The organism is Halalkalibacterium ligniniphilum (assembly GCF_000334155.1).
Classification (GTDB): Bacteria; Bacillota; Bacilli; order Bacillales; family Bacillaceae_D; genus Halalkalibacterium; species Halalkalibacterium ligniniphilum.
On record NZ_ANNK01000111.1, the window covers coordinates 53,818 to 75,092 of the forward strand.

20 protein-coding genes and 1 other annotated feature are annotated in these 21,275 nt (G+C 41.3%); of the genes, 3 read left to right on the forward strand and 17 right to left on the reverse strand.

The window, feature by feature from the left end:
- Positions 1 to 8: 8 nt before the first annotated feature.
- Positions 9 to 1,334, reverse strand: a complete 1,326-nt coding sequence (locus BLT_RS0113805; protein ID WP_017728361.1) for a DEAD/DEAH box helicase — start codon at positions 1,332 to 1,334, stop codon at positions 9 to 11.
- A gap of 363 nt (positions 1,335 to 1,697) precedes the next feature.
- Here BLT_RS0113805 and vrrA point away from each other — a divergent pair, with 363 nt between their 5' ends.
- From vrrA to BLT_RS0113820, 3 genes are all read left to right on the forward strand, one after another.
- Positions 1,698 to 2,378 carry a VrrA/YqfQ family protein gene (gene vrrA / locus BLT_RS0113810; protein ID WP_161603247.1) on the forward strand — a complete coding sequence of 227 codons (681 nt, stop codon included), beginning with the start codon at positions 1,698 to 1,700 and terminating at the stop codon, positions 2,376 to 2,378.
- Positions 2,379 to 2,499: 121 nt separating this feature from the next.
- Positions 2,500 to 2,994 carry a CarD family transcriptional regulator gene (locus BLT_RS0113815; protein ID WP_017728363.1) on the forward strand — a complete coding sequence of 165 codons (495 nt, stop codon included), beginning with the start codon at positions 2,500 to 2,502 and terminating at the stop codon, positions 2,992 to 2,994.
- A gap of 106 nt (positions 2,995 to 3,100) precedes the next feature.
- The gene (locus BLT_RS0113820) at positions 3,101 to 4,045 is read left to right on the forward strand and encodes a 4-hydroxy-3-methylbut-2-enyl diphosphate reductase (protein WP_017728364.1); all 945 of its coding nucleotides are present in this window, start codon (positions 3,101 to 3,103) and stop codon (positions 4,043 to 4,045) included.
- Positions 4,046 to 4,137: 92 nt separating this feature from the next.
- On the opposite strand, the gene cydC is transcribed toward BLT_RS0113820, so the two are convergent.
- The 16 genes from cydC to recO all read right to left on the reverse strand — a co-directional run bounded on the left by cydC (position 4,138) and on the right by recO (position 21,202).
- Positions 4,138 to 5,853, reverse strand: a complete 1,716-nt coding sequence (gene cydC, locus BLT_RS0113825; protein WP_017728365.1) for a thiol reductant ABC exporter subunit CydC — start codon at positions 5,851 to 5,853, stop codon at positions 4,138 to 4,140.
- Between the two features lies 1 nt (position 5,854).
- A complete protein-coding gene (cydD, locus tag BLT_RS0113830) occupies positions 5,855 to 7,582 on the reverse strand; it encodes a thiol reductant ABC exporter subunit CydD (protein ID WP_017728366.1) in 1,728 nt (575 codons plus the stop codon).
- Between the two features lie 277 nt (positions 7,583 to 7,859).
- Positions 7,860 to 8,120 carry a metal-sensitive transcriptional regulator gene (locus tag BLT_RS0113835; protein WP_017728367.1) on the reverse strand — a complete coding sequence of 87 codons (261 nt, stop codon included), beginning with the start codon at positions 8,118 to 8,120 and terminating at the stop codon, positions 7,860 to 7,862.
- 214 nt (positions 8,121 to 8,334) lie between these two features.
- Positions 8,335 to 8,466 (reverse strand): hypothetical protein, encoded by a 132-nt coding sequence (locus BLT_RS24720; RefSeq protein ID WP_017728368.1) that lies wholly within the window; start codon positions 8,464 to 8,466, stop codon positions 8,335 to 8,337.
- A gap of 36 nt (positions 8,467 to 8,502) precedes the next feature.
- Complete coding sequence (locus BLT_RS0113840) at positions 8,503 to 9,624, reverse strand: Nif3-like dinuclear metal center hexameric protein (RefSeq protein WP_017728369.1); 1,122 nt, start codon at positions 9,622 to 9,624, stop codon at positions 8,503 to 8,505.
- Positions 9,617 to 10,330: a tRNA (adenine(22)-N(1))-methyltransferase gene (locus BLT_RS0113845; RefSeq protein WP_017728370.1), complete on the reverse strand. Its 714-nt coding sequence runs from the start codon at positions 10,328 to 10,330 to the stop codon at positions 9,617 to 9,619. Before BLT_RS0113845 ends, BLT_RS0113840 begins: the two co-directional genes overlap by 8 nt.
- Before the next feature lie 137 nt (positions 10,331 to 10,467).
- On the reverse strand, positions 10,468 to 10,836 hold the full coding sequence (cccA, locus tag BLT_RS0113850) for a cytochrome c550 (RefSeq protein ID WP_017728371.1): 369 nt from the start codon (positions 10,834 to 10,836) through the stop codon (positions 10,468 to 10,470).
- 137 nt (positions 10,837 to 10,973) lie between these two features.
- Positions 10,974 to 11,513, reverse strand: a complete 540-nt coding sequence (locus BLT_RS24255; protein ID WP_017728372.1) for a hypothetical protein — start codon at positions 11,511 to 11,513, stop codon at positions 10,974 to 10,976.
- Between the two features lie 88 nt (positions 11,514 to 11,601).
- On the reverse strand, positions 11,602 to 12,717 hold the full coding sequence (gene rpoD / locus BLT_RS0113860; RefSeq protein ID WP_017728373.1) for an RNA polymerase sigma factor RpoD: 1,116 nt from the start codon (positions 12,715 to 12,717) through the stop codon (positions 11,602 to 11,604).
- 47 nt (positions 12,718 to 12,764) lie between these two features.
- The gene (dnaG, locus tag BLT_RS0113865) at positions 12,765 to 14,567 is read right to left on the reverse strand and encodes a DNA primase (RefSeq protein ID WP_017728374.1); all 1,803 of its coding nucleotides are present in this window, start codon (positions 14,565 to 14,567) and stop codon (positions 12,765 to 12,767) included.
- A 16-nt stretch (positions 14,568 to 14,583) separates the two neighbouring features.
- Positions 14,584 to 15,096 (reverse strand): YaiI/YqxD family protein, encoded by a 513-nt coding sequence (locus tag BLT_RS0113870; protein ID WP_017728375.1) that lies wholly within the window; start codon positions 15,094 to 15,096, stop codon positions 14,584 to 14,586.
- A gap of 380 nt (positions 15,097 to 15,476) precedes the next feature.
- Positions 15,477 to 16,292 (reverse strand): pyruvate, water dikinase regulatory protein, encoded by an 816-nt coding sequence (locus tag BLT_RS0113875; protein WP_017728376.1) that lies wholly within the window; start codon positions 16,290 to 16,292, stop codon positions 15,477 to 15,479.
- Positions 16,293 to 16,315: 23 nt separating this feature from the next.
- Positions 16,316 to 16,951, reverse strand: coding sequence for a helix-turn-helix transcriptional regulator (locus BLT_RS0113880; RefSeq protein WP_017728377.1), 636 nt, complete (start codon positions 16,949 to 16,951; stop codon positions 16,316 to 16,318).
- Between the two features lie 102 nt (positions 16,952 to 17,053).
- Complete coding sequence (gene glyS, locus BLT_RS0113885; protein ID WP_017728378.1) at positions 17,054 to 19,138, reverse strand: glycine--tRNA ligase subunit beta; 2,085 nt, start codon at positions 19,136 to 19,138, stop codon at positions 17,054 to 17,056.
- Positions 19,131 to 20,018 carry a glycine--tRNA ligase subunit alpha gene (gene glyQ, locus BLT_RS0113890; protein ID WP_017728379.1) on the reverse strand — a complete coding sequence of 296 codons (888 nt, stop codon included), beginning with the start codon at positions 20,016 to 20,018 and terminating at the stop codon, positions 19,131 to 19,133. The genes glyS and glyQ overlap by 8 nt, the downstream gene beginning before the upstream one ends.
- Before the next feature lie 198 nt (positions 20,019 to 20,216).
- Positions 20,217 to 20,397 (reverse strand) — a binding site (T-box leader).
- Between the two features lie 46 nt (positions 20,398 to 20,443).
- Positions 20,444 to 21,202 carry a DNA repair protein RecO gene (gene recO / locus BLT_RS0113895; protein ID WP_017728381.1) on the reverse strand — a complete coding sequence of 253 codons (759 nt, stop codon included), beginning with the start codon at positions 21,200 to 21,202 and terminating at the stop codon, positions 20,444 to 20,446.
- Positions 21,203 to 21,275: the final 73 nt, after the last annotated feature.

The window sequence follows — 21,275 nt, forward strand, 5'->3', positions numbered from 1 at the left end:
TCGTTCACTTATTTACGTCGATTTATTTTTCTTTGACGACGCTCTTCCTGTTCTTTTTTCATACGAGCCTTCTTTTTATATCCTGGCTTTACCTTTTTCGGTTTTGCAATTGCTTTCCCTGTTGAAGTTGAAGTCGCTGCCGACCCTTTTGCTGGTTTTCGTTTACCTGGAACACCTAAAGGCGCTTTTTCAAGCTGCTGCCACTCCCCTTTTTTATAGTCAAAATACGTAAAGGAAATGCCGCGCTTGATTAATTTTTGGATAGCTTGTTCATCCGAAGGCTCAAAAATCGTTAAGGCAATCCCATCCGCACCGGCTCTTGCTGTACGACCGACACGATGAACATAAAAGTCTAAGTCTTTCGGAAGACTATAATTGATAATGTGAGAAACCCCTTTTATATCAATGCCCCGTGCAGCTAAGTCTGTGGCAACAAGATACTGGACTTTCAATTCAACAACTTGCTTCATGACCTGTTTTCGTTGGCGCGGCTGCAGACCACCATGAAGTCTCTCCACATTTAAACCTGCCTCAATCATGGCGCCAGCTACTTCCTCAGCTTGCTCCTTCGTATTTGTAAAAACAATCGCCAAAAACGGATTCAAGGCTTTCGCTAGATCTGTCACCAATTGAAGCTTATCTCGATGACGCAAAGGTACAATTCGATGCTCAATTTTTGCGGCTGTTACATTTTTAGGTTGGACATGAACATGCCTTGGATCATTCATATATTTCTTAAGAAATGGTTGCAAATTCTCAGGAATGGTTGCTGAGAATACCATCATCTGCAATTGTTCTGCCATACGTGAAGCAACCTTATCCACATCAGCAATAAAGCCCATATCAAGCATTTGATCCGCTTCATCGACAACAAGCATTTCAGCCGTATAGACATGAAGAGCTTGCTCCTCGATTAAATCGGCAATTCTTCCAGGAGTCCCTACAACAATATGCGGGGCTTGCTTAAGCTTTTCAATCATCCGTGCCCGATCGGTTCCGCCAACTAAAAGCCTTGCTTGAATTTGTTCATTTTCAGGGCAATGTGCCAATAAACGTTCTAGCTCTGAATAAATTTGACCTGCAAGCTCACGAGTAGGCGCTGTTATCACAGCTTGAACCACTTGTTTTTCCACTGCAATCCGATCAACAATTGGCAGTAAAAACGCTAATGTTTTTCCTGTTCCTGTTTGTGATTGGCCGATCACATCTCGACCATTCCGTATAGCAGGAATCAATCGCTCCTGAATGTCAGTCGGATGCGTTATTCCTTGTTCATCTAAAGCATGTAATAAAAATGATTTTATATTAAATCGCTGAAAATTAGCTGATTTCATTTTTTCTCCTACTTTCTCCAGTACTTTACGTCACAATAGTTTATTTTATCATAATTTATTGAAGGAAAGCGAATGACCATTGAAATATCTCTTTGTTCTTTTCATACTTTAATCAATTGTCTTTTCTCTTGGAAACTTTCGTTGTTATTTCCCGATATTTCCTAATAACCAAACATCACCTTTTTAAAGGCGCTGCATATATGTAATGATAAAGAGTTTCAACTTAGAGAAAGGATGGGACCTACCATGCAACCCTTTATGAGAGCTCCTACACCTCCCACTCCCCCCTCGCTTTTTTCAGGAATACCATCACAAAATTTATATATGCAAGCTCCACAAGCGATGAATGTTGCAAGAGGAGGAATGGCTCCCTTTTTTAGTCAAAGTTCTCAAAATATGACTGGAATGATGGGTGCTCGCAGGACTGGTGGACTTTTATCTCGTTTACTTGGAGGAAGTCGGCTCGCCCGTGGTTCACAAATGGCACAAGGCTTTAACCCTATTGCATCAGCAACAAATGCAGCAAGTGGATTTGGCACTGTTTCCGCACCTCTAGCAAACGTTGCAGCCCCAGCGGCATCACAAGGTGGAATGAGTATGATGTCGGTGCTACAAAACGCACAAAAAGTAATTGGTGTCGCCCAGCAAGTCACACCAATGGTCCAACAATATGGCCCTTTGATTCGGAACGCACCCACCATTTTATCCATGTTCCGTCGTAATCCAAATGATGAATCGACGGATACGGATCCGAAAGATGCTCAAACCAAGACGATTGATGAAACCGATTCAGCAAAGAAAGCGCCTCAGCCAAAAGCAAAAGCCAGCAAATCAACAACACAACAACGGAAAAAACCAATCTCTCAAAAAAAGACATCACAGTCCCAACAAAAAGTGAGAAGATCAGCTGTTTCTGAAGCTTCGAAACAAACGAGGTCAGAAAAAACATCCACTATTAATAAAAGAGTTCCATCCAATAGAATGACACGAGATAATCACAAAAAAGCAAATTCTAGCGTCCCTGGTCCGAAGCTATATGTTTAAGTTTTGATCAACCCAAAAAATCGAGTAAAATCATTGACAAGCTTTATGGATTGGTAGTAGAATTTTATATTTTGGTTTATTTATGGTACAATAAAACTATAACTTAGATGGAGGAATGCTGATGTTTAAAATTGGTGATCATGTTGTCTACCCTTACCATGGTGCTGGAACAATCAAAGACATTGAAGAAAAAGATGTCCTTGGTGAAACCCACTCATACTTCATCCTGCACTTCCCTCTTGTCGATGTAAAAGTCATGCTCCCTGAAAATCGCATTGAGCAATCTGGCTTACGTAAGATCATTGATCAGAGCGAGATTGAAAAGCTTGTTGAAGCGTTAAAAAGCGGGCCAGAAATTCCACCTTCTACAAGTCATTTTTCTAGAGAAAGTGAAAACCTGTTGAAAAGCGGAAGCATTATCGATGCCGCACACTTAATATCGAGCCTCTCAAAAAAGCAAGCTGAGCGCTCCAATGGCCTTCATATCCAAGATCGTAACCATCTCCAAAAAGCAAAACAAATGCTCGTAAGCGAGCTCATTCTTGTCAATGATATGACCGAAGAGCAAGCATATGAGTTTATTGATACGACCCTTCTTGAAGCAAAACAAGCGTAGTGATTGTCATATGGACAGTTCTCCTTTATAATATGTGACGAATAAAAAAGAAAGCCACTTTGCCAGAAAAGCATTTTTTTATACGCTTTTCATTAGGAGGCCTGTCATGAAAGTTGTTAAAATTTCCCCACGCGGCTACTGCTACGGCGTAGTCGATGCGATGGTTCTTGCAAGGCAAGCTGCGCAAAACTTGGACTTGCCACGTCCGATCTACATTTTAGGTATGATTGTTCATAATAAGCACGTAACCGATGCGTTTGAAGAAGATGGGATTATTTCTCTTGATGGTACGAATCGCTTGGAAATATTAAAACAAGTAGATAAAGGAACCGTCATCTTTACTGCACATGGTGTCTCACCAGATGTTCGGAAACTCGCCAAAGAAAAAGGACTTACAGTCGTTGATGCCACATGCCCTGACGTTACGAGAACCCACGACCTTATCCGGGAAAAGTCACAAGAGGGCTACGAATTTATTTATGTCGGTAAAAAAGGACATCCTGAACCTGAAGGAGCGATTGGCGTTGCTCCACATGCCGTTCATCTTGTTGAATCCGTTGAAGATGTTGAGAAGCTCCATATTACGACCGATAAACTGATTTTAACGAATCAAACGACCATGAGTCAGTGGGATGTTGCCGACATTATGAAGAAAGCAATGGAACGTTATCCAACAGCTGAGGTACACAATGAAATTTGTCTCGCAACTCAAGTTCGCCAAGAGGCTGTGGCTGAACAAGCGAAAGATTGCGATCTCGTGATCGTTGTCGGTGACCCTAAGAGCAATAATTCAAATCGGCTTGCTCAAGTTTCCGAGCAAATTGCTGGTACGAAAGCTTATCGAATTGGCGACATCTCTGAGCTTTCAAAGGATTGGTTTGAAGGAGTGGAGACTGTCGGTGTAACCTCTGGAGCCTCAACACCTACCCCAATTACGAAAGAAGTCATTGCTTTTCTCGAACAATACGACCCAAAGGATGACTCTACTTGGAAGCCTGAACGGAAAATAACGCTTGAAAAGATTTTACCTAAAGTGAAAGCAAAAAAATAAATGACAATCAAGCAGCTGGAAATCCAGCTGCTTTTTCGATATGAAACCCTTATGAAACCCTTCTGTTTTAATGTTCTTCCCTGTCCTTTCGCTTACATAAGCACGCTTTTTTCTACTTGCTTCAACTCATAAAAATAACCCTTTTTTTCCATTAGCTCATAAAATGTCCCTGATTCAATAATCGTCCCTTGTTCCATCACAATAATTTGATCCATAGACTCTAAGCCTGTTAGACGATGACTAACGAGAATCACTGTATCATCTTTCGCTTGCTGGAAGAGATGAGCGTAAATAAATTGTTCTGTCAAAGCATCAACTGAGGATGTAGGTTCATCCAGTAGCCATAAATGTGCCCCCTTTAACATCGCCCTGGCTATCGCTAAGCGTTGCTTCTCCCCACCAGATAGATTCGCTCCTTTTTCAAAGACTTGATCAGATAAAGAAAACGAATCAAGCTTTACCTTCTTTAAAGCCTCTTTCATTTCTTCTTCTGTTAAATCGTCTTTCGCCAGCTCAAGGTTTTCACGGATCGTACCAAAGAAAAAATGATTTTCCTGTAAAACAACATTTGTTTTTTTCCAAAGCTCCTCTTGTGCAATTGAATCAACACTCGTATGATTGACCCGAATATCTCCTTGATTAGCTCGCTGAATCTTTAATAATAGCTGCAGCAACGTGGATTTTCCAGAGCCGCTAGGTCCGACGATTGCAGTTTTTGAACCAGCCGGCAAACGGATTGATACGTTGTTCAGCGCCAACCGTGTCTCACTCGGAAATGTAAAGCTTACACCTTTCATTTCAACCTCTAATGCAGTATGCTCAGGCAAATGTAGCGTAGGTGCCTCTTCTTGTACAGACTCTTCTCGAACAACGGAAAAAAGTCGTGCCGCCGCTCGCCGACTGTCCTCAAGATGACTCGGTAATACAGCCATAGGTGTCGCATTTTCAAAAACGGTTAAAGAAATCATCACGAGCATTGCAAGGAAAAGACCATCCAGCTGTCCATTTACGACTAAGTAAGCACCCAGTGCAAGCACAAGCCATGAAATTGCAAGGGTGGCCATCATATTCATCGACTGGTTAAACATCGCCTGAACGCCTTCTCTTTCCTGCTCTTTGATGTAGGCAGCAGAAGATTGGGTAAGCATTTGTTCCTTTTCTTCAAGCTTCTGATAAATTTTCAAATCTCGAAAGCCATACAGAAACTCTGTCACATCCGTTGATAGCTTCCCTCGTCCCTCTCTTACTTGACTGTCGATTTTTCGTTGACTTAATGCGAATAATGCAGGAATGATAAACCCTGTAAGAAGCAAGCCTCCAAGCAAAATGAATGCAACATAAATCGAATACAAGGACGTAAAAACGATGGTGCTTAAAAAGACGATGACTAAAACGACGGGTGGATAATACACGCGCAAAAAGAAATGCTGTAGACTTTCCACATCACCAACAATCCGAGAGAGTAGATCACCACTTCGGTATTTTTGAAAAATGTTTGGTGCTAGCGGCTCCAGCTTTTCATAAAACGAAACACGTAAATGACTTAATATTGAAAACGTTGCTCGATGAGAAAAGTAACGCTCTCCGTAGCGGCTCAACGCCCTTGCGAAACCAAAAAGCTTCAATAAGGCGATTAGCACCGTTAATGCATACAGAGGGGGAGCGAGAGCCGCTTTTGATATTAAGTACCCACTTGAAGCAAAAAGACCAACAGCAGCGATCCCAGCCAAAAACCCAAAGATAATTGAATAGAAGATATCCTTTTTCTCTGCCATAGTTAGCTTTATAATTTCAGCTAAATCCCTCATTTTAACTCTCTCCCCTCTGAACGGATACCATGTCACGATATTCTGACACCGTTTTTATCAGCTCGTCATGTGTCCCTTCGGCAATTTGTTCGCCGTTAGCTAGAAAGATAATCGTATCTGCATTTTTAATCGTATGAAGGCGGTGGGCAACCGTAATTACCGTTGAAGACTGGGACAATTCATTAATCGAAGCTTGTAAGATTCGTTCTGTGTGAAGATCAAGGCCTGTTGTCGGCTCATCAAAAAGAATGACTGACGGGTTTTTTAAAAAGGCTCTTGCAATTGCGATCCGTTGCTTTTCTCCACCTGAAAGTCCTCTACCAGCTTCTCCAATCATCGTGTCATACCCGTTCTCAAGGGCTTGAATCATTGTCGATATGCCTGCCTTTTCCGCAGCCCTTTCTATCTCAGCCCTTGAAGCATCAATCTTTCCGCCAATAGCAATATTTTCTGCAATGGTTCCTGAAAAAAGATATGGATGCTGGGAAATATAGCTTATTTGCTTAAACCAATCATTTTCTTCATAATCTGATAACGGTCTTCCATTGACTAAGAGTTCTCCTTCATTTGGGCTGATCAGTCCAGCGAGCAAATGCAAAAGCGTTGACTTCCCTGCACCGCTTCGTCCGACAATCGCGATTTGACCGTATGGAGGAATCACTGTCTTAATCTTCCGTAACATAAAGCCATCTTCTCCATAGCGGAAGCCTACATTTTTCAATTCAATGGTTGGAGGTGTTGAGCCGACCATTAATTTCACCTCTCCCCAATGGACCCCCCGCTCTGTTTCTGCTAATTCTTCTGTCACTTTTTTTGCAGCACCCATACTGCCTCTCCCTGTATGAAATGCAGTTCCTAAATCCTTCAATGATTGATAAAATTCAGGTGCCAGCACAAGAATAAAGAAGGCAGCAAAAAAGGAAATGCTCTCAAACAATACAAGTCGCAAACCAATTTCAAGGGCAATCAGCCCAATACTCAACATAGAGATAAACTCCAGCATTAGGGAAGAGATAAACGCAATTTTTAATACGTCCATCGTCGTATCGCGAAAGCCAAGACTGCTTTTACGGATCGATTCCTTTTGTTCCTGGGCGCGTCCGAATAGCTTAAGCGTCGTCAATCCCTGTAAAGTATCAAGAAAGCGTCCTGAAAATGCCTGGAGCTTCTCCATTTGCTCTTCTGATTTCTTCTGGGTCCGAATCCCAATAATCGCCATAAATAGTGGAATAAACGGCGCAGTAATAATCATGATCAGTCCTGAATAAATGTGCTGCGTAAAGACAGCAATCAGTATCATCAATGGGACGATGGACGTTTGAATCATTTGTGGGACGTAGCGACTAAAATAACTATCAATCTCATCTACTGCATCCATCATAATACTCACTTTTTGGCCAGATTGTCCCTTCAAGGCTGCTTGTATCGGATTCCTTGAATATTTACTCACAAGTGCCTTTCGAAAATCCCCCTTCACCTTTGCAGCCATTTTAACACCTGTACGCCCGCTCAAATAAGTGAGCCCAACTCGTCCGAAAAGAACCAACAATAACCCCGCTAAAAACGGAACAATCTCTTGAAACGACTGACCTCTTAAAAACACACGGTCCACAATTGTAACAATAAAATAAGCTTGTCCAATCACGACTACACCTGTTAATACAGCTAAAATATACAAAAAAAGCTTTGTTGTTTTCTGCGCGTCAGCAATTTTTTTTAGTTCCTTCATATAATTTTTGCCCCCAATTTTTATGACATGAGGAATTAGTGAAATGTTTCACATAGTTCTTAGCTTTTATTATAATCGAACGAACGTCATCTGGCTCGCGCTGGGATTGACTGTTTTATGACACTTAAATGAAGAAAAAGAAAACACCACAGCCAGCCGGGACAATTGCCATATTTTTAGGAATCGCTGGCACTCGAGATGCTGGTACCTTGCTCTAGACAGCTTTGAAGTGTTATCCTTTCATCTTTTTAAAAAAAGCCATTAAAGGTTCCTCCCTCTAACGGCTTTTCACTAAAAGGTTAATCGCTTCTTCCACAATGTCCTCGGTATTTTCCCCTTTTTCCATTTGCTCAATTAAGCAATGTTGCATGTTTTTAGCAATAATATAAGCCATTGCACGGTCCATTGCTGATTTTGCCGCAGACATTTGCGTGATGACGGACTTGCAATCTTGTTCTTCCTCCATTAATCGTAGTACGCCACGAATTTGTCCCTCAATGCGTTTTAAACGATTTTTCATATCTTGAGTATATTCCATTACTTTCTCTCCTAACATGAGTAGGTTATGATGTGGTTCCTTAGAATCCAGCATGAACAAAACGCTCTTCCCATACGGGTGAAATCGAGCTCGTCAGTCATTCTGTGCACCATTTCAATGAAGGCAGTGTGAGCGGGGGGGCATCATTGTCTCATCAACTTGAACGGAAGCTCCACCCCTTTTCATAGAAAAAACAACACATCGCTGATCGCTTTCATCCGAAAGGCTTCTGTCGCTTATCTACTAGATCGAGTAAGCTTGTTGGTTTAGTTGGTGTACTATATTTTATCGTATTTCCAAGTAAATGTACATTCGCATGGCTTTTGCTTGCGCATCTGTCAAACATGAAAAAACCTCCCGGCGAGAGGTTTTAAAAATGCTTTTAGACAAATTGAAACGGGTCTGTATGGATAGCAGAAGCAATAATTTCGGTATCATATCCTTTTTCAGCTAACATCAGACTAAGCTTTTCTTTCACGCCTTGTTTCATGATTTTTTCAACGTTATGACCTGGATCGACAATCGTCAATCCATCCATCAGCGCATCATGGGCGACATGATAATAAACATCACCTGTTACGATGACATCAGCACCTTTGAAGATCGCTTGATTCATGTATTTGTTCCCGTCACCGCCTAAAACAGCAACTTTTTTAATCCTTGTATCGAGGGGACCGACAACACGTGCTGTCTTTACATCATATGCTTTTTTTACAAGCTCTGCAAAGCGACTTAGTGGCATCTCATCTTTTAAATAACCAATTCGTCCTAGCCCCAATACTTCTCCTTCGTTATTTAATGGATAAATATCATAAGCCGGTTCCTCATAAGGATGTGCTTTTAGTATCGCTGAAACAACCTTTTTCTGAAGCGTTGCTGGAATGATGGTCTCAATTTTCAGCTCATCAACCACTTCAAGCGTCCCCTGCTCGCCAATAAAAGGATTCGTACCAGCCTCAGGAAGAAAGGTTCCTTTCCCTTCACTGTTAAACGTGCAATGACTGTAATCACCAATATGACCGGCTCCCGCCTTTGCCATTGCCTCACGTACGCTGTCTGCATGGGAATGAGGAACAAAGACAACCACTTTTAATAAGGAGACTTCCATTGTTGGAGCAAGTACTTCTACCTTTTCTAGTCCTAACGCTTCAGCCATCAAATCGTTCACGCCACCTTTTGCCACATCCAAATTGGTGTGAGCTGCATAGACTGTCACATCATGCTTTATCGCTTTTTGAACGATACGACCATAGGTTGTGTTTGTGTCGATTTTTTTCAACGGTCGAAAAATGAGTGGATGATGGGCAATGATCAAGTCAACGTGTTCTTTAATAGCTTCATCCATGACTTCTTCTGTTACATCTAGTACCGTCATCACTTTATGAACAGGCTTGTTTAATGTACCGACCATTAAACCGTTTTTATCTCCTTCTACAGCCATTGATTTTGGTGACCAGCTTTCAAAGAGCTGAATAATCGTTTGACCATTCGCTATCTTACTCATTTTTTAGAGCCTCCTCTACATATTGAATCTTTCGCTTTAACTCATCTCGCTTCTCTTCAAGTTCAGGAGTAGATTGAGCCTTGTCGAGCTGTGCTAATACCTTCTTCCAATTCTCTTTTTCCATCATCCATTTCTTTTGAAACGCCTGATTTTTTTCTTTTATAAGAAAAGGTCCTAAAAGGAGTAACTTTTCCTTATTAGCTATGGAGGTTGTCGAATCTGTTATTTTTTCAGCCACAAGGACTTCATAAATTTTTTCATCCTCTTCAAGTATGTCTTCAGCAACAAGCTTCCAGCCCGACTCGAGTAGCCACTCACGAATGGCCTTTGCGTGTACATTTGGTTGTAAAATAAGACGAGAAACTCCTTCAAGCTTATCCTTACCTTCAGCAAGAATGGTTGTAATAAGTGTACCTCCCATTCCTGCAATTGTAATGACATCCACCTCACCAGGCTCTAAAACGGCTAGTCCATTTCCTTTTCGAACAGCAATTGATTTTTCAAGGCCTACTTTGGCTACTTGCTGACGTGCTGATTGAAAAGGTCCTTCATTCACCTCACCTGCAATGGCAGCAGAAGCAATCCCTTGTAAGCATAAGTAACAAGGGAGATACGCATGATCAGAGCCAATATCTGCAACTCTGCTCCCTTTTGGTACATAACTTGCAACCTTTCGTAATCGTGCGGATAATTGTACTTCATTCATTCATCGTCACCTGTCTGTTCATTTATCTCCGTCTATCATAACGATTGCTCCGACACCATGCAACCTCTATCATAGCAACGAGTCAAAACCAAACTAAAAGCGAGGGATGTTATTTCTCCCTCGCTTGTAAGTAATGGTTATTCAGAAATGCTTAGCAAGTACTGAGCAATTGCGTCAGCTTCCACTTCGTTATCATTTACAGGTGGCATTCCACCCATTCCCTTCATAACAATATCAGCAATTTCTTCTTGACTATATTTCCCTTCTAATGACGTTAGTGCTGGACCAGCTCCACCACTTAAGTCACCACCATGACAGCCAATACAAGATGCTTGTACCATCTGCTCACCTGCAGCAATCGGATCTTCAATTTCTGTTACTTCTTCTTCCGTTTCTTCGCTATTCATTTCTGCACGTTGGTTAAGACCAACAAACGAAAGTGAAATCATAACAAGAATACCAATTATTGCAATAATCGCAAACGGTAAGAGTGGTCTTCCCTTCATTATCTTATCCCCCTTTTCTAAGAGTCAGTCATTTAAACGTCGTTATGTAGACGGTTAAGATTACCCTCTATATTTTATATGAAATCGGACAAAGAGAAAAGAGCTTCCATCATTTTTGCGTTTTTTGTCACTCTTTTTTAAACAAACCAAAAATAGAGAAGTAAAATCATACTAGCTCCACCAGCAAGCAAAAAGTATGGAATTTTCCATTTCCATCCGATAAACATCCATGCCGAACAGTGAATAAGTACAGTCACGCCATTCGTTAAACGATTTTCACCGAACAAGCTATGTACTCCTTTAAGTGTAAGCACGAATAATAAAAGCGCTGCCATAAAATAAGCTAAATGAGCAAGGCTCTGGTTAGATAATCTAACCTGATAACCGAGATATAATACAAAACATGTCAAAAAGAAACCGAAACCGATTTGCATTGCAATAGAAAAATCAGTAAAATAAATGACAAGAAGTGTGAGTAAGAATAATCCAATAACGGAAGCCAACAGGAAAATAGAACGCTTACTCATTTTCAGCTTTCTAGAAAACTTTTTACTCTCCTCCTGCTCACCTTCAGTATATAGTGTCAGTAGAAAATCACAATAGTGTTCAGGCAATAACTTTGATTGCTTCCAATAATTGATTTCACGAACGATGATATCTTTTCGATTGGAATCCATCTTTTTCCTCCTAAAGGTAGGACTTGCGTAAAACGTAGATGGAAAGGGAAGAACCCCTATGTCTTTCATAAGGGCTCATCAACAAATTTTACTCTAAGAAATCTTTAAGACGCTTGCTTCGGCTTGGATGACGTAACTTTCGGAGCGCCTTTGCTTCAATTTGACGAATCCGCTCTCTTGTGACTCCAAATACTTTTCCAACTTCTTCAAGAGTCCGTGTGCGACCATCGTCAAGTCCAAAGCGAAGACGCAATACATTTTCTTCCCGATCTGTTAGCGTGTCAAGAACATCCTCTAATTGCTCTTTTAAAAGCTCATAGGCAGCTGCATCAGATGGTGCAAGTGCTTCCTGATCCTCGATGAAGTCACCTAAATGTGAGTCATCTTCTTCACCAATCGGGGTCTCTAAGGAGACAGGCTCTTGAGCAATCTTTAAAATTTCTCGTACTTTATCTGGTGTTAAATCCATTTCTTCCGCCACTTCTTCTGGAGATGGTTCTCGACCAAGATCTTGAAGAAGCTGACGTTGAACACGGATTAGCTTGTTAATGGTTTCCACCATATGAACAGGAATACGAATCGTTCTTGCCTGGTCCGCAATCGCACGAGTAATTGCTTGTCTAATCCACCAAGTAGCATACGTACTAAACTTATACCCTTTTTCATAGTCAAACTTCTCAACCGCTTTAATAAGACCCATATTTCCTTCTTGAATTAAATCTAAGAACAGCATACCACGACCTACATATCGCTTGGCGATACTAACAACAAGACGCAGATTCGCTTCTGCAAGACGACGTTTTGCCTCTTCGTCCCCCTGTTCAATTCGCTTAGCAAGTTCTATTTCCTCTTCAGCGGAAAGCAATGGTACCCGACCAATTTCTTTTAGATACATACGAACAGGATCATTAATTTTAATTCCAGGCGGGACGCTTAGATCGTTTAAATCAAATTCTTCCTCTTTCTCTACTTGTTGTAAGTTCGGCAATTCATCGCTTTCATTCAATATGTCAATGCCTTGCTCACCCAAGTATTCAAAAAACTCATCCATTTGTTCAGAATCTTGGTCAAAAGCAGCTAACTTCTCTGTAATCTCTGTATAGGTTAGCATTCCTCGCTTTTTGCCTAGCTCCACTAATTGTTCCTTTACTTGATCGATGGAAAGTTCACCTTCCGCCAGTGGACGCAATGGTTTCTCTGCCATACGATCCCCTCCTTCCATTCTTCACAACACGCTATTCGTTTGAAACGTTACAATTTGAGCTGCTTTTTTCTCTCAATGATTTCCATCTGTAATTTAGCAGCCGTCAACGGATCCATTTCTTCTTTTAGTTGTTGTTCCCTTTGTCGTATCTCTACCCATTTAGGATAGGTTTCAATCTGCTTCAAGTAGTCATTAAGCTCTTGATCAGAGAGTTGCTCATTCACGTTAAGCATCATTATTTCTGTTGCAATTCGAATCAGTGTCTCATCCCCAAGCCGTTGAATAAACTGGCTCGGATTAGGGGCATGCCCCTCTGCATAAAACGCATATAAATGTGCAACAATGGCATGATACTCATCAACATTAAAATTTCCACCAATTCGTTCCTGCACCGTTTCAGCTATTTGCTCATCTTTCATCATATAGCTTAGAAGTATTCGCTCTGCGTTTTGGTAAGCTGGAAGCAAACGTTTTTGCTCAAAATCTTTCCGCATTGACGTGACTTCGCGGCTTTTCTCCAGTCGATTTTCCTTACGCTTCCTCATTAAGCGATAAATTTGATATTGTTCTTGCTTCAATGCTTCTAAGGATAGTGAAAATTCACTCGCGAGCTGCCTCATGTAATGATCACGTTCTACTGCTTTTGGCAGCTTTGCAATTTCAGTCAATACTTCTTCGATATAGCGCATCCGTTCTCCTTCATCTTGAAGGTTACGTTCTCTACGCAAATAACGCATTTTAAAGGTCATTAATGTTAAGCTTGCCCCTATTACATCCATTTTAAATCGTTCTGACCCATATTTTTGAATGTAGTCATCGGGATCAAGACCTTCGGGCATCATCGCCACTTTTACGATACAACCTGCAGCCTCTAAAATTGCAGCTGAACGAAACGCTGCCTCTGTACCTGCTTTATCTGAGTCGTAGCAAAGAATGACCGTTTCCGCATTGCGGCGGACAAGGCGCGCCTGTTCATCTGTAAGTGATGTGCCAAGGGTAGCGATTCCATTTCTTATACCTGCTTGCCACGCTGCAATGACATCAACATACCCTTCAAACAGCACCGCTTCATTTTCTTTCCGTATGGTCGGTCGCGCTAAATGAAACGCATAGAGTGTCTTTCCTTTTTGAAAAATTGCTGATTCGGAGCTATTTAAGTATTTCGGTTTTTCATCACCTAAGATGCGTCCGCCAAATGCAATCACATTCCCTTTTCCGTCCCAGATTGGAAACATCACCCGATTACGAAACCGATCATACACCTTCCCATCAGATTCTCTCCGAAGTAGTAAACCACCTTGCTCCATCTTCTCAAGATCCATCTTTCGTTTTTGAAAGACCGTTGCAAGGGCGTCCCAATGATCAGGGGCAAAGCCTAGATGGAAATGGTCAATCTGTTCTCTCGTAAAGCCTCGTTCTTTTAAATATTGGCGAGCAAGCTTACCTTCCTCTGTTAATGTCAAAACATGATGAAAAAACTTTGCGGCAAATTCATGACCAGTTATTAACTCGTTTTGTAGAGTTGGGCGTTCGCTTTTTTCGGCATTCCCCCATTCTGGTAACGAAATATTCGCCCGCTTTGAAAGCTGTTGTACAGCTTCCATAAATGAATACCCTTCTAATTCTTCAAGAAAGGTGAATACATTCCCCCCTGCTCCACATCCAAAGCAATGGTATAGCTGTTTATCAGCAGAAACCGTGAATGATGGTGTCTTTTCACCATGAAAGGGGCAGAGGCCTAAGTAATTACGACCTTGCTTCTTTAATTGAACATAATCACTAACCACTTCGACAATATCAACAGATCGGCGAATTTCTTCTATCTTTTCTTGTGGTATACGAGGATTCATTGCTTCATCACCAAGCTTACGATTCTGATGAATGATCTAGTTTCGAGTTTTTTTGCGGTTTTCCTGCTTCTTTCGCTAAAATTTTTTTTAGCTCTAGTAAAAACCTTTGGCGATCTTCAAATGTAAACTTCTTTGGTCCTTTCGTTTTTCCACCTGCACGCCTTTGCTTTTGTGAATGATGCCTCGCATCTAGCATCTGTTCAATCCGGCTTTCAGTATACCGTTCTCCTCGTGGGGAAAGCACAATCACTTTCTTAGGCAAAAGCAGTGCGGCAAGTCCATAATCTTGAGTAATGCATATTTCTTGCCCATAACAGTGATTGGCAATATACAAATCAGCAGCTTCTCGATCAGCGTCAACCGTTACTACTTTCGAAGAACTGGATACTGCCAATTGGTGTGCATAGGATGAAACAAACGTTATCTCGCATTCAAACTCTGTAGCAACTGTTTCAATTTCATTTTTGACTGGACAAGAATCTGCATCGACATAAATTTGCAGCTTATTTTCTACTTTCTCCTTGGTCATGTGTCCCTTATTCTACATCTCCTTACAGAATCCTGCTTTAAATTTGCTTATACAAAAAATGTGTCGAGCTTTCTTGCACCCATTTTCATTAACTATCATTGCCAAAAACAACGGTAAAAAACTTGACATCTTCAATTTATTTGTTCTTTTTTTGTTTTATGCCTAATTTAGAAGCTTTCATTCTAAATTCACAATTTTTTATTATACGTCGTTTTTCATTATTTGGCTAGTGTTTTGAATGCAATCTTCTGAAGAATTCATGAAATATGATCTAGACAATTGATGCATTTTTTTCCTTTTTTAATAACAACTTGAAAACACCCCGAACTTCGGGGTGTTTCCTTACAACATGATCGTTAATTAATATCTTCTTACACTTTTTATGAACGTTGAACCATATTTGAAATTAAGTTTGCCGTTTCTTCAACCGCTTTATTTGATACATCAATAATTGGGCAACCAATACGTTTCATTATGTCTTCTGCATATGCAAGCTCTTCTTTTATACGATCAATGTTCGCATAGTTAGCTTGTGATTTCAATCCTAATGCTTTTAAGCGTTCTGCACGAATATCGTTTAGCTTTTCCGGACTGATTTTTAAGCCAATACATTTTTGTGGCGATACTTGGAAAAGCTCCTCTGGTGGTTCTACTTCAGGTACAAGAGGAACATTCGCCACTTTTAATCGTTTGTGGGCCAAATATTGTGATAATGGTGTCTTCGATGTTCGAGATACACCGATTAAAACAAGATCTGCCCGTACAATGCCACGGGGGTCGCGGCCATCATCATACTTGACAGCAAATTCTATCGCTTCGACCTTTCGGAAATAATCCTCATCCAGTCGATAGACAAGGCCTGGTTCATAGCGAGGCGCCGCATTTGTAATCGAGCCAATTTTGTCCATCATCGGACCAATAATATCAACGGTCTCCACGTTTGCTTCCTTCGCTTTTTCAGTTAAATAATTCCGAATTTCTGGTACAACGAGGGTAAAGGCAATAATTGCCTTTACTTGTCTTGCTAATAGGATGACTTCATCAATCGTTTGTTTATCTTCCACGTATGGAATTCGTCTCACTTCGACACCTGTACCGCTATACTGACTGGCAGCAGCTTTTACAACAAGTTCAGCTGTTTCACCAACTGAGTCTGAGACGACATAGACTACAGGGCGCTGATTAAAATCCACCATGATAACCTCCTTGTCTACTCAGACTAAATGATCTCATCGTTCGATAGGTCTACAAGCAGGGATGTAATATTCGTTTTTGTTACCCGTCCAATCACTTCATATCCCGAACCACGATCAACTTCTCGAACAATTGGTACACCATCAATCTGCTTATCAATTAACTTTTTCGCTACATCTATGATATAGTCATCTTTTTTACACATCGTAATGTTTGGCATTCTCGTCATAATAATGCTTACAGGAATTGATTCTAATGCTTGCTTGCCAAGACTTGTCCGCAACAAATCTTTTCTAGAAAGCACACCAACAAGGGTCGATTCTTTGTCTACGACAAATAATGTCCCCACATCCTCAAGAAACATCGAGCAAATCGCATCATACACGGATGCCGATTCCTGAACAACAACAGGTATCGACTGGTACTGCTGGACCGTAATGTTTTTTACTTTATCTGTTAGCATCTGTGAGCCGGTTTTTCCTGTGTAGAAATAACCGACACGCGGCCTTGCATCAAGAAAGCCCGCCATTGTCAAAATCGCTAAATCTGGTCGAAGCGTCGCCCGTGTAAGAGAGAGCCGTTCCGCAATTTGTTCACCAGTGATTGGGCCATTGTCTTTTACAATCGCTACAATTTCCTCTTGACGACTTGTAAGTTCCATCGTTCTCACCGCCTTCATAACACAAATGTGTTATGCATTTTCTTCAAATATTATATACGATTTAAACGGCGAATTACACTAATTCATCTCAAATGAAATCTTTTATGCAAAGACAATCAAGTGGAAGCCGGCAAACGCATGAATAACTTCAGCAAATGCCTTCATTTGTGCAAGGCGATTAGCACGAACCTCCTCATTCTCTGCCATAACCATTATGTTGTCAAAGTACTGATTGATTGCTTCTTGAGTAGCTTCAAGGGCCAAATATGCTTCTGTTACATCCCCTTTTTCAAGGGCAGCATAAACGGCTTCCTTTGTTTTTTTGTAGAGCTCAAAGAGTTCTCGTTCTTCCTTCTTTTCAAAGAGGCTTTCGTCTACTTCTGTTTCCTCGCCTGCTTTTTTTGCAATGTTTGTCACACGGCTCAAGCTATCCACAAGCGGTTTAAACTTAGGGCTTTCTCGTTTTTCCGAAAGGAGGGCTGCTTTCGCTGCAATCGTTGGCAAGTGGGACGTCTCACTGTCTAGCACTGCATCAATAATATCGTAGCTCGCTCCTTCATCCTGAAGCTTATTTTTCACCCGTAGCTTAAAAAATTCACGCAGATCCTGATATACGTCCTCACGGCTTCGTTTTGTCAAAAGCTGGCGTTGCTCCACTACATCAAGCGTTGCTTCAAGCAATGTATTAAGGTTAACAGCGAGCTGATGATCAAGCAGCATTTGCACAACACCAGCCGCTTGGCGACGAAGGGCATAAGGATCTTGAGAGCCTGTTGGGATTAATCCAATCGCAAAACACGTTATAATCGTATCGAGCTTGTCAGCAAGACTGACAATGGTACCAGGCAAAGATGCTGGCGATTTGTCACCGGAAAAACGTGGCATGTAGTGTTCATGAATGCCTTGTGCGACTGCTTTTGCTTCTCCTGCAATCTCCGCATACACTTCACCCATTCGACCTTGTAGCTCAGGGAATTCAGACACCATTTGTGTAACAAGGTCAAACTTACAAAGCTCAGCAATTCGATCTGCTGTCTTGATCGTTTCAGTATTGGCTTTAATCAAGGCGGAAATTTTAGCAGCCCCTTCACGAATTCGTCGAACTTTATCGCCAATGGAGCCTAGCTCTTCATGATACACAATGTTTTCTAATTGAGCCTTCGCCGAATCGAGGTCCAGCTTTTGGTCTTCTGTATAGAAGAACCATGCATCTGAAAGTCGGGCTCGAAGTACTTTTTCATTCCCTCTTACTACATTGTCAAGGTGCTTATGGTCACCGTTTCGAACGGTAACAAAGTGTGGAAGCAGTGTGCCGTCTTCCTTTTGTACAGGGAAGTAGCGTTGATGCTCCCGCATGGATGTGATTAGAACCTCTTTCGGTAACGCTAAAAATTGCTCATCAAAGCTACCAAATAAAGCGGTTGGGTATTCAACAAGATTGTTTACTTCTTCTAATAAACCTTCATCCACCGGAATCTTCCAGCCATTTTCCTGAGCAAGTGATGACAATTGATTTCGAATCGCTTCTTTTCGCTCGACCGGATCCACAATCACATATTGACCAAGAAGTGTTGTCCGATAGCTCTCAGGCTGAAAAAATTCAATCTCTTCACCTAAAAAGCGGTGTCCATAGGTTTTATTTCCTGTTTCCACCTCCGTAATTGAAAATGGGATCACTTCATCTCCATACAAGGCAATGAGCCACTGAATCGGACGGGCGAACCGAAGATCATATTCATTCCAACGCATATTTTTAGGAAAATGCAGCCCACAAATCAGCTCTTTTAACTCTGGAAGAAGCATCGCTGTTTGTTTTCCTTTTATAAATTTGTTGGCAAAAGCATACTCTACACCATTGACTTCTTTAAAGAACAAGTCATCTGTAGATACACCTTGTCCCCTGGCAAACCCTTGTGCTGCCTTCGTCCACTGTCCTTCGTCGTCCAACGCTATTTTTTTAGCAGGACCACGTGCTTCTTCAACAAGGTCATTTTGTTTTTCTGCTAATGCTTGGACAAACACAGCTAAACGTCGTGGTGTCGAATAAGCCTCAATCTTTTCAAAATCCAGGTTTTTTTCCTCTATCCAAGCTTGGATTTTTTCCTTAAGCTGATTCATCGAACTTGTAACAAAACGGGCTGGTAATTCTTCAAGCCCAATTTCAAGTAAAAAATCACGTTTACTCATGGTTAGCCTCCTTCTCCTTTAGCATTGGAAATCCTAGCCGCTCCCGTTCCTCATAATAGCGTTTTGCACAAGCTCTCGCTAAATTTCGCACACGCCCAATATACCCTGTTCGTTCCGTTACAGAGATTGCACCTCTCGCATCCAATAGATTAAACGTGTGAGAGCATTTCAACACATAATCATAAGCAGGAAAGACTAGATTTTCATCCAACGCTCGTTGTGCTTCCTGTTCGTACGTACTAAAAAGACTAAAGAGCATATTGCTGTCAGACACTTCAAAGGTGTATTTTGAATGCTCATACTCAGGTTGTTTAAAAATATCGCCATACGTAAAGCCTTCTACCCACTCAAGATCAAAGACGTTTTCCTTGTCTTGGATATAAGAAGCAAGGCGTTCAATTCCGTACGTAATTTCTGCTGAAACAGGCTTTGCTTCAAGCCCTCCAACTTGCTGAAAATACGTAAATTGTGTAATTTCCATCCCATCTAACCATACTTCCCAGCCAAGTCCTGCACATCCAAGGGAAGGGTTTTCCCAATTGTCCTCGACAAAGCGGATATCATGCTCGAGTGGGTTAATTCCGAGCGCTTTTAAGCTCTCCAAATAGAGCTCTTGAATATTTGTTGGTGATGGCTTCATCACAACTTGAAATTGGTGATGCTGATATAGTCTGTTCGGATTTTCACCATACCGACCATCTGCGGGTCTTCTTGAAGGTTCAACATATGCGACATTCCACGGCTCAGGACCAATCGTGCGTAGCATTGTGAACGGACTCATCGTCCCCGCTCCCTTTTCTGTATCATACGCTTGCATAATGATGCAATTTTGTTTTGACCAAAAGTCTTGTAAGGTTAAAATCATTTGTTGCACATTCATCTCAATCTTTCCTCCTTGTATTTGTATCCAACGATTTAAAACGGTGTTTATATCAAACGGTGAGAGCGTAATAATCCTCCTAGCCAACGCATGACAAAGAACGTAAAACGAAGCTTTTTCGCTTATCCTTCAGTCTGTTCGGTGGAAAGGTGCTTCTAATCACATAAAAAAGCTCCCGTCCCTATGCCACGATCATGACATAGGGACGGGAGCTTTTCCCGCGGTTCCACCCTATTTGTACACATAATGATTCATGTGTACCACTTTCTCACCGAACGTGCTCAAGAGTGCCTTCCTTACCGTCCACAGCCTAGCTCACACCGCCCTAGGCTCGCTTTATGTGGAGATGATAAGTACTCCTCTCTCTCATTGCACCGTATTTTGTTACTTTGAATCATACTGAAAATCACATCTTCTGTCAATGCTTATTCAGGATCACTCAAGTCCCAACGTTCGAACTGTTCAAGAAACCTTCTTGATTTTAGTCTCAGCCCAGAATATTCATCGTAATACGTATGTAAAATTTGTTTTAGGATTGCCTTTGTCTCAGGCTTTAATGATATTTGTCCAAGTCGATTTAGATCAAAATAATAAAAGAGGCGGAGAAGCTTTGCGATTTGTTCAGTCACTCGGATCGAATGTTCATCTCGATGAAGACAACGCTTGCAATGAAAGCCTGCTTCCTTTATGGAAAATGCTGCAGGTATGTCGGTTGAGCCACAGCTCACACATGCATCCATTTCAGGCTTAATGCCTGCCACAGCAAGCATTTTCACTTCAAAAATTCGAGTCAGCACCTCTGCATCAATCCCTTCATTTAGATAATGAATGGTTTGATACAGGAGCTCAAAAAGAAACGGATTTCGCTGTCGTTCTTCGGTTAGCTTATCTGTTAATTCGACAATGTACGAACCATAAGAGGCCCGAAACAAGTCATTTCGAACCTCTTTAAATGAATCGATAATATCCCCTTGACTCAGTGTGCCTAAACCTGTACTTTTTTGAAATAAATACGTGCCATACGTAAACAATTGTGAAACAGCAACCAAACGACTTTTCGGTTTTTTTGCTCCTCTTGCCATAACACCGATTTTTCCAAACTCTCTCGTATAAAGGGTTAGAATCTTATTCGATTCTGCATAATCGTTCGTGCGAATGACGAGACCTTCTGCTTTTTGTAACATTTCCTTTTTTTCACCACACGTATTTGCTCGACTAGCAAACAAACGCCATTAATGAGTAGGAGCGTCCATTGTT